Consider the following 14,322-nt stretch of genomic DNA (forward strand, 5'->3'; position numbering starts at 1 on the left):
GGGCAAACGGCTGTTCTATGACCGATGGCACGGGGATGACGTACGGCCCATGCTGCAGTGCCCCCCGGTGTTAAACCCTATGCAAGTCAGGACGCATCCAAGCACGCGTTAGGACCCATTCGTGTGCCTTGAGGAGGGAGTCGCTCATGCATCGTCATGTCATTCTTGTTGCCATGGTTGGTGGCCTCGCCGCGACGTGCGGCGCTCGGGCTGCCGATACGCATGCAAGCTTTCAGTGCACCTACAACACCCAGTACGACGTTCAGATCAAACCCGATGGCATTGCCTTTACGCGTGACCATGGCACGCCGGGCGATGTCTTCATGCACAACGGACAGTTGCGCGTGGACGGACGAGACGTGGCAATGTCCAGCGCCGATGCAACGCGCCTGCGCGACTACGAACGACAAGTACGCGAACTGGTGCCCACCATCGCAGCGATTGCACGCGATGGCGTCAACATCGGTTACTCGGCACTTTCCACCGTGGTGGCGACGTTTGCCGAGAACAGCGATGAGCGCCTGCGTTATCAGCAAGCGCTGCACGAAAAAGAAGTCGTCGCGCTGCAGCTGATCGAAAATGGTCTCGACAAGGGTGTGTGGAAATCCGACGACGACGATCGTGCATTCGGCGCCGATATGCAGCAAACCGTGGCCGACATGACGGCCGATGTGATGCGCAATGTGGTGGCCGACGCGCTCAGCGGCGATTCCAGCCGGATGGCCAGCTTGCAGGCACGCACGGGTTCACTGGAAAACTCCTTGCAAAAAGCACTCGCCGAACCCGCGCAACAGCTCGCGCAACGCGCACAGGAAGTGTGCCCGCGCCTGACAGATCTAGATCGTTTGCAACAGCAATTCCAGTTCCGCCTCGCTCATGGCGAGCGGCTGCAGCTTCTTTCTTCGGACACGGACAGTCTCGATAAGGCACGGCAATACGCCCAACGTTAATGACCCCCGCAGCCATGCTTTTTCCCCATTAGCATGGAAAGTCATGTGCCCGGTTCCCAGCCGGGCCTTTTTTTGTCCCGAAGCGGGTATCGTCCGAAAGCCAGTCCACTCGCAGGCTGTTAGGCTTTAGGCAGTTCCGCGACGGATTGCGTCATGTTCGATCACCTTCTGCAGCTTTCCCTCGACGACCTGTCAGCGCTTTTCAAGCAACACGGGCCGGCGTGGCTGGGTGCGCTGGTCGTTCTGCTGATTGGCATGTGGCTGTCGGCACGCGTGGCGAATCTGATGCAACGTGCGATGCAGCGCGCGCAAGTCGATCCGACGCTCAGCGGGTTTCTGCGCAATCTGATGTACGGCGTACTGCTGATCGTGCTGGCGGTCATGGTGCTGCAGACGGCGGGCGTTCCGGGCGCACCACTGCTTGCCGCGCTCGGTGCTGGCGGTATTGCCATCGGCCTGGCTTTGCAGGGTTCGCTGAGCAACCTTGCCTGGGGTGTGCTGCTGATCATCTTCCGTCCGTTTCGCGTCGGCGATTTCATTCACGCGGGTGGTGTGGAAGGCACCGTGGAAAGCATCAACCTGATGCACACGCAGCTCGTGCTCTCGGACAACCGCGAAGCGGTGGTGCCGAACGCGAAGATCGGTGGCGATGCCATCATCAATTTCAATCGGCGCGGCACGCGGCGCTTCGAGCTGCGCGTGGGGATTGGTTACGGCGATGACATCGGCCAAGCCATCGAGGTGGTGAAGCGGCTGTTCGAAGCCGACGCACGCATCCTGAAAGATCCCGCGCCCACGGTGTGGACGGACAGCCTGGGCGATAGCGCCGTCTGTCTTTTGTTACGCGCCTACACCCGAACGACCGATTTTTGGCCCGCGCAGACCGACTTCCTGCGTGCGGTGAAAGAGGGCTTCGATGCCGCGGGTATCAGCATTCCGTACCCGCAGCGTGACGTGCATATCGTCGGCACCTCCTCAGCGCACGAGTAGGCCAAAACCCCGCATACGTATGCGGATGGCCCATTTGGGCCGATTTGCCATGTCCGAGTTGGGCCTCGGTTGCTATGATGGAAGCCTTGCGGCCGCCCCCGCCTCCCCCATCGCGGTCGCCTTGGATCTGCAGGAGAAATCATGGCTGACCTGAAAGAAGTCCGCGTCCCCGATATCGGTGGGCACGCCGACGTACCCGTTATCGAGGTGTTGATCAAACCCGGCGACAAGGTCGAGAAGGATCAAAGCCTGATCACCCTGGAATCGGACAAGGCCACGATGGAAGTGCCCGCGCCGTTCGCCGGCGTGGTGAAAGAACTGAAATTGAAGGTGGGTGACGAAGTGTCCGAAGGCGCCGTCATCGCCACGATCGAAGCCGAAGGCGGCGCTGCCGCACCGGCGCCCAGTCCCGCCAAGAGCGACGAACCGGCTGCCGAGAAAAAGGCACCCGCACCGGCTCCGGCGCCCGCACCGGCTCCGCAAGTGAAGGAAGAGCCCGCGCCGCTGGGTGGCCGCAGTGTGTTGCCCGGCAACGCACCGGAGGGCGACGTCTCGCCGCAGGCACGTCCGCCGATCGACGCCAAACTCGTCATGCCGGGCGATGCACCGTACGCCAGTCCCGCCATCCGCGCGTTCGCACGCGAACTTGGCGTGGACATTCACCAGGTGAAGGGCAGCAGCCGCGGCGGCCGCATCGTGCGCGAAGACGTCACCGCTTACGTCAAGCATGCGTTGGCCTCCGGCGCACGTCCGATTTCCGGCGGTGCGGTGTCGGGTAGTGGTCTCAATCTGCTGCCATGGCCGAAGGTCGATTTCGCCAAGTTCGGCGAGATCGAAGAGAAGCAGCTGTCGCGCATCCAGAAGATTTCGGGCGCGAATCTCGCGCGCAACTGGGCGATGATTCCGCACGTCACCCAGCACGAAGACGCCGACATCACCGAGTTGGAAGCCTTCCGCAAGAAGCTCGGCGAAGAGAACAAGGATCTGAAGATCACACCGCTCGTGTTCCAGATCAAGGCTGTCGTAGCGGCGTTGAAGAAATTCCCCACGTTCAATGCCTCGCTCGACGAGAGCGGCGAAAAGCTGGTACTCAAGAAGTACTTCCACATCGGTATTGCGGTGGATACACCCGATGGCTTGGTCGTGCCGGTGATTCGCGATTGCGACAAGAAGGGCCTGCTGGATCTGGCCGCTGAACTGGGCGAGATTTCCAAGAAGGCGCGCGACAAGAAGCTCGGCCCGAACGACATGTCGGGCGGGTGCTTCTCCATCTCCTCGCTTGGCGGCATCGGTGGCACGTCGTTTACGCCGATCGTCAATGCGCCGGAAGTGGCCATCCTCGGTGTATCGAAAGCGCAGACCAAACCCGTTTGGAACGGCAAGGAATTCGCGCCGCGCCTGATCCTGCCGCTGTCGCTCAGCTATGACCACCGCGTCGTCGACGGCGCACTCGCCGCGCGCTTCGCATCCTTCCTCGCCACGCAGCTCGGCGACATTCGCCGCCTGTTGCTCTGACAGGGAGAGTTGACATGGCCAATACGATCGAATTGAAAGTCCCCGATATCGGCGGGCACGACAACGTGCCGGTGATCGAGGTGCTGGTGAAAGTCGGCGACAAGGTTGAGCAGGAGCAAAGCCTGATCACGCTCGAATCCGACAAGGCGACGATGGAAATTCCCGCCAGCGCGGCAGGCGTCGTCAAGGAACTCAAGCTGAAAGTGGGCGATGAGGTTTCCGAGGGCGCCGTGATTGCCGTGCTTGAAGTCGGTGAGGGTGCAAGTGCTCCTGCAGAGCCAAAGAACTCCGCCCCGGCTCCGGCTCCGGCGCCCGCACCGAAAAGCGAATCCGCACCTGCACCGGCTGCTGCCAAGGCGCCTTCTGCGCCCGCACCGCAAGCGGCTGGCGCAAGCGGTCGGAAAGCCGATATCGAGTGCAAACTCATCGTGCTGGGCTCCGGTCCGGGCGGTTACACGGCTGCATTCCGCGCGGCGGATCTAGGCGTCGACACCGTGCTGGTCGAACGCTACGCCACGCTCGGCGGCGTTTGCCTCAACGTCGGCTGCATTCCGTCCAAGGCATTGCTGCACGCCGCGGCTGTGATCGACGAAGCCGACGCGATGGCCGCACACGGTGTCACCTTCGGCAAGCCGAAGATCGACATCGATAAGCTCCGCAGCTTCAAAACCAAGGTGGTCGGCCAGCTCACCGGCGGTCTCGCCAGCATGGCCAAGCAGCGCAAGGTGCGCGTCGTGCAGGGCGTTGGCACCTTTGTGTCGCCGAACGAACTGGAAGTGGAAACTGCCGACGGCAAGAAACTCATCCACTTCGAATACGCCATCATCGCGGCCGGTTCGCAGTCGGTGAAACTGCCCGCATTCCCGTGGGACGACGACCGCGTCGTCGATTCCACCGGCGCGCTGGAAATGAAGGATGTGCCGGCGAAACTATTGGTCGTCGGCGGCGGCATCATCGGTCTGGAAATGGCCACTGTGTACTCCGCGCTCGGCAGCGAAGTGACCGTGGTCGAATTCATGGACCAGATCATTCCGGGTACCGATGCCGATCTGATCAAGCCGCTCGCCAAGCGTCTTGGCAGCAAGCTCAAGGGTATTCACCTCAAGACCAAGGTAGTCGAGGCGAAAGCCACGAAGAAAGGTATCGAAGTCAGCTACGAAGGCGAAAACATTCCTGCCACTACCGTGTTCGATCGCGTACTGGTTGCTGTTGGCCGTTCGCCGAATGGCAAGAAGATCGGCGCTGAAAAGGCTGGTGTTGCCGTCACGGATCGCGGCTTTATCGATGTCGACACGCAGATGCGCACCAATGTGAAACACATCTTCGCCATCGGCGACATCGTCGGTCAGCCGATGCTGGCGCATAAAGCCACGCACGAAGCAAAGGTCGCCGCTGAAGTGGTCGCCGGTCAGAAGAGTCATTTCGACGCGCGCGTAATTCCGTCGGTGGCGTATACCGATCCGGAAGTGGCATGGGTCGGTGTCACCGAGCGCGAGGCGAAAGAGAAAGGTTTGAAGGTCGGCGTCGGCAAATTCCCGTGGGCTGCCAGTGGTCGCGCCATTGGCATCGATCGCACGGAAGGCTTCACCAAGCTGATCTTCGACGAAGAAACGCATCGTGTGGTCGGCGGCGCCATCATCGGCCCGCACGCAGGCGATCTGATTTCCGAAGTCGCGCTCGCCATCGAAATGGGCAGCGAAGCGGCGGATATCGGCCTCACCATCCATCCGCATCCGACATTGAGCGAATCGGTGGGTATGGCTGCGGAAGCCTACGAAGGCACAATTACCGATCTGTACATGCCAAAAAAGAAATAACGCTGCATGATGAAAAGGCCGGATTTATCCGGCCTTTTTTTATTCGTCATAAAGTGTTTTGGATGCCGCGACTGCGCCCGTCTGCATCTTTGCCTGCATCCACGCAAACAAATCGTTTTGCACGATAAAACCATCGTGACCCACGAAGCCGGACCGCCTATGTCTGTCAGCTTTAGCGGTTTAGCCGTCCAAGGTACATGGCCTGGACGTTGATCAGCCGATTCTGGCATGTGGTGATCGTGAATGCGCCAAGACAGCTGCCCCATTCGCGGATATAGTTGCGCGCAAGGATTCAATAACCAGGTTTTTCGGCTCATTTCAGTCAGTCGGTGCAGCATTTAGTATGAGTACGACCTGGATGTGCGTGTGACAGGCATGTCCGAGCAAGGGCTTGCGAACCGCCAGTATTCCGATTTTGTTGAACTTCAGGACACCCCCATGAATACGGACCGTTCCACATCGTCGGGCCGAGCCCGCGCGAACCGCTTTTGGCGTTGGCGTAATGCCCATTTGATTCGCAACGTCGATCATGCGGCAGTTATGGCAAACGTCATGGATGGTGGGGTTCTGACGCCACGCTACGCGTTCATGGCGATCATGTCTTGCGGCATCGCTATTCTTGGTTTGCTGCAATCGTCGGCGGCCGTGGTGATCGGCGCGATGCTCATTTCGCCACTAATGGGGCCCATCGTTCAATTGGGCTTCTCGCTGTGCGTAGTCGATTTCCGCATGATGGGACGCGCACTGGTGGCATTGCTGGCGGGCATTGCGTTGGCGTTGGTGATTGCCATGTGCATTGTCTGGCTTTCTCCGCTGCGCGAAGCCACCAGCGAAATCCTCGCGCGAACGCAACCGACGCTTTTCGATCTCTTGGTTGCGTTGTTCTCCGGTTTGGCGGGCGGTTACGCTGTGATCACCCGCAAGGGAGAAACCATCGTCGGTGTCGCCATTGCCACGGCTTTGATGCCGCCGCTCGCAGTGGTGGCTTATGGTTTGGCTGTTCGCGATATGAGCATCGCAGGTGGCGCATTCTTCCTGTTCATGACCAATCTGTTGGTGATAGCGCTTGCCGTCACCTTGATTGCGAAATGGTACGGATTCGGCACCGACAATTCGCCGCAGCACACAGCCTGGCAGGCTGCGATTATCGTCGTGACGTTTGCCGTGCTGGTCATTCCCTTGGGTCTGGCGCTGCGCAATATCGCCGAGCAGTCCTGGACCGCGAAAGAAGCGACCGCAGCGGTCGACGATTATCTGCACGAGCACGGCGGAAGTATCGAACAGATGAAAGTAGAACGCCGTGGTGAGCGATTCGCGGTCAATCTTGTTCTGCTGGTGCCGTCCTATCTCAATGATGCGCAGGACAAAATTCAGGCGCTGATTGGCCAGAAACTCAAGCACGCGCCGATCGTGCAGGTCCGCCAGACATTGGAAGCCAGCGACAGCATGACGCGGGATAGAGCCACGGTCGATGCGCTCCGCGTTCAAGTCGACGATTTGAATTTGCAGGTGGAAGAGCTGAAAAGACAGGCCGAGCCATGGATCGCTTTGCACGTGAAGAATCTCTTGCAGCAACCATGCGATGTCGCCGTCGACATGAACAAGCGCAAGATCACCGTTACGCTTCCCGCTACGGGTGACGCCGACGACAAACAAATACTTGCGTTGAGAGAACGCTTGGCGCCACTCGAACCGGGTTGGGCTATCGAAATAACGAAAGCAACCGCTACACAGCCAGTTGCCTCGGAGAATCCATCCGCTCCGCAAGAAGCCGGTCACTGACCTTTGAAAAATGCAGCCTCGGCTCTTGCTTCATTGCCACGATGAAAAGCCAGGCACGAAGGGGAAGGTGAGCGATTCGTAGTATTTGAGCGACTGTTGTGGCGGGGCGTAGCCCGATGGCAGCGGCAGACCCGAGATGCTTTGGAAATAAGCGATGCATGCATCGCGCCACCACTGCGCTTCCTTTTGCTGTATGGCAAGAAAAGTGGCGACCTGCTGATAACGCTCGTCGTCGATGTAGCCGTCCATATGACGCCATGTTTCGCGCATCTGCTTCACGTCATCCACGCCTTGCGTGTAATGCGCGATCAGTTCGTACCAAAGCGTCTGGCCGGAACGCATGCGGTAATCCCAGGGCACGTGATGAAAAAAAAGCAGATATTGCTCGGGCGTCTGTTTCAGGTCGTTGAATTGTGCGGCGATGGGTGGCGCGTATTGCGCAACGGCATCGCTGCCCGTGTTGGTTCGATCGAAGCCAATGCCTTGATGGTCTGCGCGGTGGTAATAAACGGGACGCCAATCCGCACGCGATTCGCTCGCATCCCACGGTGCGGGGCCGTAATGATGCCCCGGCCCCATGATGTGAACCAAGCCAAGCGGCGTCATGTAGTCGACCACCGCTTCGCGCGACCTCATCATCATGTCGACGACCGGTTTGACGAAGGCGTTATTGTTTGTGAACGTCATACGCACCCATTCATCGGCAATCGTGCGCGATGACAGTGTGGGGTTCCACGCCAATCGGCCAAACACATACCAGTTTGCCTGGTTGAAGTCCGAGCCGGTCCAGTTGCGATCGGTGCCGATGTTCGAGTCGCCGGTCATGCCCGTCAGCGTATGGCCTTCCAGCGACCCGTCGATCACCTTCGCCACCGTGGAGCCCTTGCCGTGCACCATGGTGTCGGCAGAGAGCACCTCTTCATACAGCGGCCCCAGATAAACAAGATGCGTGGCAAAGCCGAGGTATTCCTTGGTGATTTCGAATTCCATCATCAGCGGCGTTTTTGGCATCGCACCGAAGAGAGGATGGAAGGGTTCGCGCGGCTGAAAATCGATCGGCCCATTCTTTACCGGCAATATCACATTGGCTCGAAAGTGGCCGTCGAGGGGTTTGAATTCCTCGTAAGCCTGCTTCGCGCGATCATCCGGATTGTTCTGCGAATAAACGAACGTGCGCCACATGACGATGCCACCGTGCGGCGCGAGCGCATCGGCAAGCACGTTCGCACCATCGGCATGTGTGCGACCGTAGTCTTCCGGGCCCGGCTGACCTTCCGAGTTGGCTTTCACCAGAAAGCCGCCGAAGTCGGGAATGATCCGGTAGATCTCATCGGCTTTCTCGCGCCACCAGCGTTGCACCTGCGGATCAAAGGGATCGGCAGTCTTTAGTCCACCGATTTCAATCGGCGCGCTGAAGCGAATACTGAGATAGACGCGGATGCCATAGGGCCGAAACACGTCCGCCAACGCGGCGACTTTTTCCAAATAGGTCGGGGTCAGAATGGTGGCGCCATCGGTGACGTCGTTGAGCACCGTTCCATTGATACCGATCGAAGCATTCGCGCGCGCGTAGTCGGTGTAACGCGGGGCACGCCAGTCCGGCAGCTTCCACCAATCCCAGATCGATGCGCCGGCATAACCGCGTTCTACCTGGCCATTGAGATAGTCCCAGTGCTCAAGCACGCGTAGCTTCAAGCGTGGCGATTCACGTATATCGAGGTGATCGATGGATTGCTCGGTCTGCAGCAGGCGCAGGAAATGGAATGCGCCATACAGTGCGCCCACATCGGTGTTGCCGACGATGGCTGTGGCGGTGTGGCCGTTCACGGCGACGCTGCGGATCAGATAACCCTCATTTCCCAGGCTTTTCGTATCCAGTTTCAGTTGCGCGATGAGCGGCGAAGACGATGGTGTACCGACGATGATGGCCCCATCGCGGGTGATGTCGTGCGAAAGCAGGGGGCCGTGACCGAGCAGACCATCCAGCCCGCGCTGCAGTTCCTCGCGGGTGACCGTCTGAGTAGGTGTCGCGGAGCCGATGATCAACTGCGACGCATGGCCGCCATAGAGCTTCACCTGCTCGGGTGCGAGCAAGCGATAGCGCATCCAAAGATCGTATCCATCTTCGGCACGCGTCGGCGTTGCACAAAGAGATGTCGCGATGACGACGACAAGCGACACCAGCGTACGGATGAATGCATTCATGTCTGATGTGCCGATACGTTGTCGAAAAGATCGCGTTGCGCGATGAAACTATCCTGATCCACAAAGCCGGACAGACCCACGCCAACCAAACGATAGCGGCTATCTGCCGGCCGTTCCACGCGCTCGCGCAGCGCACACGCCAGATCGGCGAGTTCCGCAGCAGAGCTTGGAAGCACAGCAGGCGAGAGACTGCGTGTGAGCGTGTGAAAATCCGATGTCTTGAGTTTCAATACGACGGTGCGCGCGACGCGGCCTGTCTCGCGCTGATGCGCAGCCCAGGTTTTTTCGGCGAGGCGGCGTATATGCGGTTCGAGTTCATCGAGTGTGATGTCATGTTCGAACGTGTCTTCCGCAGAAACTTGCAGCGTCGCCCGGTCCGGCTGCACCGCATGTTCGTCGATACCGAGCGAAAGTTCATGCAGGCGGCGCCCCCAGCGGCCAAAGCGCATCTCCAGATCGGCAAGCGTTATCTGGCGCAGATCGCTTACGGTTTTGATGCCCAGCGCTTCCAGCTTCGCTTCCATCACCTTGCCGACGCCGGGCAGTCGATTGACCGCTAGTGGCGCGAGAAACGCCTCGATCTGATGGGGACGAATAACATACAAGCCATCGGGCTTGTTCCAGTCCGACGCGATCTTGGCGAGGAACTTGTTCGGTGCGACACCGGCCGATGCCGTGAGGTTGGTTTCCTCGCGAATCGCCGCGCGAATCGCTTGCGCGGTGGCTGTTGCAGACGGTAAATCGGTCTTGGTGACGGTGACATCCAGATACGCTTCATCCAGTGACAATGGTTCGATCAGATCCGTATGTCGCGCAAAAATCTCGCGCACCTGTCGCGACACTGCCTTGTAACGCACGAAATCCGGCGGTACGAAGATCGCTTGTGGACACAAGCGCTCCGCACGTACCGCCGGCATTGCCGAGCGCACGCCAAACTTGCGCGCCTCGTAACTGGCCGCACACACCACCGATCGCGCGCCACGCCACGCGACGACCACCGGTTTGCCGCGCAGCGATGGATCGTCACGCTGCTCCACCGACGCGTAGAACGCGTCCATGTCGACGTGAAGGATCTTGCGTGGTGGTGGTGTGGACAAGGTTATCGGGGAGCGGGGCAGTGTCCCCGATTCTAGGACGTGCTGTCCGCCTTCGCAGCCGTGACGTCAGGACGCTCTTTTTTGAGCTGTTTGAGCCGCTCGACGACGTGCTGGGCGAAGCGCTCCGCGGCATCCGGCCGTATCCCCAGATGCAGCAGCGGCTCGATCAACTCCAGCTCCATGATACAAAACTGCCCGTCGACCACGACCCCATCGACACGCGCATAAACCTGCTCGCGATAACCCAGTGCTGCAACGGTAGCCAGGGCGCTATCCGCTGTCTGCACAATGAACGCATCAGGCTTCGCTGGCGTTGCCGTGCCACCATGATCTTCCTGCACGCGATAATCGCCTTTGGCAGGATGTTTGAGCACCGCATGGCTGTAAGTTCCGCCGAAGTAGAGCAACGACCACTCGCCATTCGTCGCTATTTCCGGCACAAACGGCTGCACCAGGTAATCCAGATGCGATGGCAATGACGTGATCGTCTCTTTGAACGCTGCGGTGCCAAGCGTGCCTCGTGCCGTGTGCCATGCACCGCCGCTGACACTCGGCTTGATGACCACCTCGCGCGAAGGAACCGATTGCAACACTTCCAGCAACGAGCCGGCACGTGCAAAGTGCGTGGGAATAATCGGTACGCCGTGTTGCTCAAGATCGAGCAGATAGCGTTTTTCGCTGTTCCAGCGAACAAGTCGGGTGTCGTTGATTGTTGGCACACCACGCTGATCAAGTCGATCAAGCCACGCGAGAAACGCCGAGTATTGCTGAAAATAATCCCACACCGTGCGGATCAGCACGGCATCGAACGACGTCCAATCCACGTCGGGATCATTCCACACACACACGGTTGGCTGGACACCAAGCAACTCCAGCACGGCTACGAAATACACATCATCCACATGCACCGACCGAAACGCTTCGGCCGTGGCAATGGCAATACGGAAATCAGAAACAGGCGCAGACATGCGAACACCTCCAGTCACTGGGGTGGGCGCCCTTGGCATTGTAGGCGGCATACCGAGCGTGGCGGACCGATGTCCGTCGCAGCACCCCTCGGGGCCGAGGCGCCAATAAACGACATGGCGCGTGACGGCGCGAGTATCCGGGTGCCTCCAATGCGATGTCAATGTGACCAAGGGCATGTCCTTCGGTGCCCGTTTTGATCAAGGCCGTCGAGCGATGACAGTGCATGCGGCATAAGTCACCAGAAATTTTGTGCCGACTCGGGTTATTGTCGACATCTATGACCAACGACTCTTCAAGCTCGTACCTGCGGCGACTCGGCATTTGGGATGGTGCGGCCATTGTTGTCGGCGGCGTCATCGGTGCAGGTATTTTTCGAACTCCCGCCACAGTGGCCGAACGTACGGCCTCGGGCTTGCCGCTGCTTTCGCTTTGGGCTATCGGTGGTTTGCTGACGCTGGCAGGTGTGCTGTGTTACGCGGAACTCGGCGCGCGCCGGCCGCATGCGGGCGGTATCTACATTTACCTGCGCGAAGCATTTGGGCCATTACCTGCGTTTCTGTTCGGCTGGACCATGGCGTTGATCAACTACCCCGGCAGCGTTGCCGCGGTGGCGACGACGTTTGCCGACTATGCGTGCCGCGCCGTGAGCTTGCCGAATCTTTGGGTGAAGCCGGTGGCGGTCGGTGCGATCGCTTTCATTGCCGGCGTGAATTTTTTCGGCATTCGCGCAGGCGCGTGGATGCAGAATCTGTTTACGCTGCTGAAAGTCGCTGCGATTGTGATGCTGCTGGTCGTGGGTCTGGTGCTGGCGCATGGGCACTTCGGCAATGTGTTCGCCGTGGATACAACGCACGAAGTGCCCAGCGGAGCATGGATTGGCGCGTTGCTGCCCGTGCTGTTTACGTACGGCGGTTTTCATTACCTCAATGACATGGCAGGCGAAGTGCGCGATCCGCAGCGCACACTGCCACGTGCCTTGGCATTGGGCATGATCGGTGTGGTGGTGTGCTACGTGCTGGTCAACATTGCGTACCTGGTGGGTTTGGGGCACGCAGGCTTGGCGGCAAGCAAAGCGCCTGCGGCCGATCTGATGAGTCATATCTTCGGCCCTCGCGGCGCGACGATCATGGCGATCGGCATCGCTTGTTCCACCTTCGGTTATTGCAGCATTGCCATCGCCGGTGGCGCACGCGTGCTGCAGACCATGGGCGCGGATGGCATGTTCTTCCGCTCGGTGGGGCAGATCGATTCGCGTTGGCGCGCGCCGCAGGTGGCATTGGCGGTACTGGGGGTGTGGGCAATTGTGCTTACACTCTCCGGCACCTTCGGCCAATTGCTCGACTACACCACGGTGGGCGAGTGGCTCGGTCATGCGTTCGGTATTGCGACGCTGTTCTGGTATCGACGTCAGTTTGCGAATCAACCCTCGCCGTACCGCGTGCCGTTGTATCCGTTATTGCCGTTTGTTTTCGTGTGCACGGTGCTGGGTGTGATCATCGCGACCGCCATCAACACGCCCGGCGATGCGGGCATGAGCCTGGTGATCATCGCCTGCGGTTTGCCGGTGTATGCGCTTTGGCGCTATTGGCAGGGCCGTCGAGCCGCCTGAGGTCTCAAGCCCTGACACGGGTCGGGCGCATTCTTCGGGCCAATCCAACCGTTGCGGCAGATAAGCGGCCCGCAAGTCATTGATTGTCGGGCACCTTGTCGCCGCACTTCATTTTCACCAAAAAAGGTGAAAAGATGAGTGCCATGAGCATCCAGCTTACCAGCCGCCAGTCCAACATCCTCGCCTTCATCCGGGCTCGCCTGGATCAAACCGGCGACGCGCCCACCCTGGAAGAAATCGGCAACGCCATGGGCCTGCCCAACGTCAGCGCCGTGCTCAAGCACGTGCGCTCGCTGGAGGCGAAAGGGCGGCTGGTGATCGAACCCAATCGCACACGCGGCATTCGGCTGGTGCAGGAAAACGATCCGTTTGCCGCCGACACCATGGAACTGCCGCTGATCGGCCGCATCGCCGCAGGCGAGCCGATCTTTTCCGAGTCGCGCGTGGAACGCAGCATGCGCGTGTCGAGCGATCTGTTCCGGCTGCGTCCGGATTACCTCGTGCGCGTCGTCGGCGATTCGATGCGCGACGAAGGCATTCTCGATGGCGATCTGGTGGCCGTGCACGCCACACCGGTGGCGCGTCACGGGCAGATCGTCGCCGCGCGCGTGGAAGGCGAGCGCTTCACCATCAAGCGCCTGTATTGGAGGGGCGATGTGATTCGCCTGCTGCCGAACAGCCCGGGTTATGAACCGATCGATCCCGACCCCACCGAAGACTTCGCCATCGAAGGGTTGTTTGCAGGTCTCGTGAGGGGGGCCTGATGAGCGCGGTGATGGCGCTGTCGAATCTGCTGGACGCGCGGCAGGTATGGCGCGGTCGTGCAGAGCCGATTGTGGAAGGCGAACAGCCCACTGGTTGGCCGATGCTCGACGCCGTGCTTCCTGCACGCGGGTGGCCGGAAGCGTCGCTGACAGAAATTTTGATGCCGGTCGATGGCGTCGGCGAATTGCGTCTGGTGTTGCCGACACTCGCACGTTTGACGCAAGGCCAACGTCCGGTCGTGCTGGTCGCGCCGCCGTATCTGCCGTGTGCGATGGGTTGGCGCCAACAGGGCGTGAATCTACATCGCCTGACCATTGTCGATGCAGAAGAAAAACAGGTGTTGTGGGCGGCCGAGCAATGTTTGCGTTCGGGCAGCTGCGCGGCCGTGCTGGCATGGCCGCATCGGGCGGACGATCGCAGTCTGCGCCGTTTGCAGGTCGCGGCGGATACGGGTCGCGCATTGGCATTCGTGTTTCGCGACCGCAAGCACCTGACGAATGCATCGCCGGCTTCGTTGCGCCTTGAATTGACGACGACACCGAGCACTGCCATCTGGGTGCGCAAATGCCGTGGCGGCAATGCGCCTTCGCAGCCCATTCCCTTCGATCCCGTTCAACGTCTTT

At 59.9% G+C, this 14,322-nt stretch carries 10 protein-coding genes, 1 pseudogene and 1 riboswitch; of the genes and pseudogenes, 8 read left to right on the plus strand and 3 right to left on the minus strand.

Annotation, left to right across the window (positions count from 1 at the left end):
• The first annotated feature begins 146 nt into the window (after positions 1–146).
• The 5 genes from VK725_RS07790 to VK725_RS07810 all read left to right on the plus strand — a co-directional run bounded on the left by VK725_RS07790 (position 147) and on the right by VK725_RS07810 (position 7,054).
• Entirely contained in the window at positions 147–950 is an 804-nt protein-coding gene (locus VK725_RS07790; protein ID WP_325317493.1) for a DUF2884 family protein, read from the plus strand.
• 153 nt (positions 951–1,103) lie between these two features.
• Complete coding sequence (locus VK725_RS07795; RefSeq protein WP_325317494.1) at positions 1,104–1,940, plus strand: mechanosensitive ion channel family protein; 837 nt, start codon at positions 1,104–1,106, stop codon at positions 1,938–1,940.
• Positions 1,941–2,081: 141 nt separating this feature from the next.
• Positions 2,082–3,455: a dihydrolipoyllysine-residue acetyltransferase gene (gene aceF, locus VK725_RS07800; protein ID WP_325317495.1), complete on the plus strand. Its 1,374-nt coding sequence runs from the start codon at positions 2,082–2,084 to the stop codon at positions 3,453–3,455.
• Positions 3,456–3,469: 14 nt separating this feature from the next.
• On the plus strand, positions 3,470–5,272 hold the full coding sequence (gene lpdA / locus VK725_RS07805; RefSeq protein WP_325317496.1) for a dihydrolipoyl dehydrogenase: 1,803 nt from the start codon (positions 3,470–3,472) through the stop codon (positions 5,270–5,272).
• Positions 5,273–5,824: 552 nt separating this feature from the next.
• On the plus strand, positions 5,825–7,054 hold the full coding sequence (locus tag VK725_RS07810; protein WP_325317497.1) for a DUF389 domain-containing protein: 1,230 nt from the start codon (positions 5,825–5,827) through the stop codon (positions 7,052–7,054).
• 30 nt (positions 7,055–7,084) lie between these two features.
• Here VK725_RS07810 and VK725_RS07815 read toward each other — a convergent pair whose 3' ends face one another.
• Genes VK725_RS07815 through VK725_RS07825 form a run of 3 tightly spaced genes read right to left on the minus strand, consistent with a single transcriptional unit; the run spans position 7,085 to position 11,324 of the window.
• Entirely contained in the window at positions 7,085–9,259 is a 2,175-nt protein-coding gene (locus VK725_RS07815) for an alpha-glucuronidase family glycosyl hydrolase (RefSeq protein ID WP_325317498.1), read from the minus strand.
• The gene (gene dinB / locus VK725_RS07820; RefSeq protein ID WP_325317499.1) at positions 9,256–10,356 is read right to left on the minus strand and encodes a DNA polymerase IV; all 1,101 of its coding nucleotides are present in this window, start codon (positions 10,354–10,356) and stop codon (positions 9,256–9,258) included. The genes VK725_RS07815 and dinB overlap by 4 nt, the downstream gene beginning before the upstream one ends.
• A gap of 32 nt (positions 10,357–10,388) precedes the next feature.
• Positions 10,389–11,324, minus strand: coding sequence for a hypothetical protein (locus VK725_RS07825; protein WP_325317500.1), 936 nt, complete (start codon positions 11,322–11,324; stop codon positions 10,389–10,391).
• 17 nt (positions 11,325–11,341) lie between these two features.
• Positions 11,342–11,420, minus strand: a riboswitch (S-adenosyl-L-homocysteine riboswitch).
• Between the two features lie 182 nt (positions 11,421–11,602).
• Between VK725_RS07825 and VK725_RS07830 the strand changes: the two genes are divergently transcribed.
• From VK725_RS07830 to imuA, 3 genes and pseudogenes are all read left to right on the plus strand, one after another.
• Positions 11,603–12,934: an APC family permease gene (locus VK725_RS07830; protein WP_325317501.1), complete on the plus strand. Its 1,332-nt coding sequence runs from the start codon at positions 11,603–11,605 to the stop codon at positions 12,932–12,934.
• Between the two features lie 143 nt (positions 12,935–13,077).
• Positions 13,078–13,698: a transcriptional repressor LexA gene (gene lexA, locus VK725_RS07835; protein WP_325317502.1), complete on the plus strand. Its 621-nt coding sequence runs from the start codon at positions 13,078–13,080 to the stop codon at positions 13,696–13,698.
• Positions 13,698–14,297, plus strand: a pseudogene (gene imuA / locus VK725_RS07840) (translesion DNA synthesis-associated protein ImuA); the annotation flags it as partial. The gene lexA and the pseudogene imuA, both read left to right, overlap by 1 nt.
• Between the last annotated feature and the right edge of the window lie 25 nt (positions 14,298–14,322).

Origin of the sequence: Dyella sp., from assembly GCF_035486915.1 — a bacterium.
GTDB lineage: Bacteria > Pseudomonadota > Gammaproteobacteria > Xanthomonadales > Rhodanobacteraceae > Dyella_B.

Coding starts and splice junctions, on each gene's coding strand:
- VK725_RS07790 (WP_325317493.1), top strand. CDS start 147: ATGCATCGTCATGTCATTCTTGTTGCCATGGTTGGTGGCCTCGCCGCG.
- VK725_RS07795 (WP_325317494.1), top strand. CDS start 1,104: ATGTTCGATCACCTTCTGCAGCTTTCCCTCGACGACCTGTCAGCGCTT.
- aceF (WP_325317495.1), top strand. CDS start 2,082: ATGGCTGACCTGAAAGAAGTCCGCGTCCCCGATATCGGTGGGCACGCC.
- lpdA (WP_325317496.1), top strand. CDS start 3,470: ATGGCCAATACGATCGAATTGAAAGTCCCCGATATCGGCGGGCACGAC.
- VK725_RS07810 (WP_325317497.1), top strand. CDS start 5,825: ATGGATGGTGGGGTTCTGACGCCACGCTACGCGTTCATGGCGATCATG.
- VK725_RS07815 (WP_325317498.1), bottom strand. CDS start 9,259: ATGAATGCATTCATCCGTACGCTGGTGTCGCTTGTCGTCGTCATCGCG.
- VK725_RS07825 (WP_325317500.1), bottom strand. CDS start 11,324: ATGTCTGCGCCTGTTTCTGATTTCCGTATTGCCATTGCCACGGCCGAA.
- VK725_RS07830 (WP_325317501.1), top strand. CDS start 11,603: ATGACCAACGACTCTTCAAGCTCGTACCTGCGGCGACTCGGCATTTGG.
- lexA (WP_325317502.1), top strand. CDS start 13,078: ATGAGCATCCAGCTTACCAGCCGCCAGTCCAACATCCTCGCCTTCATC.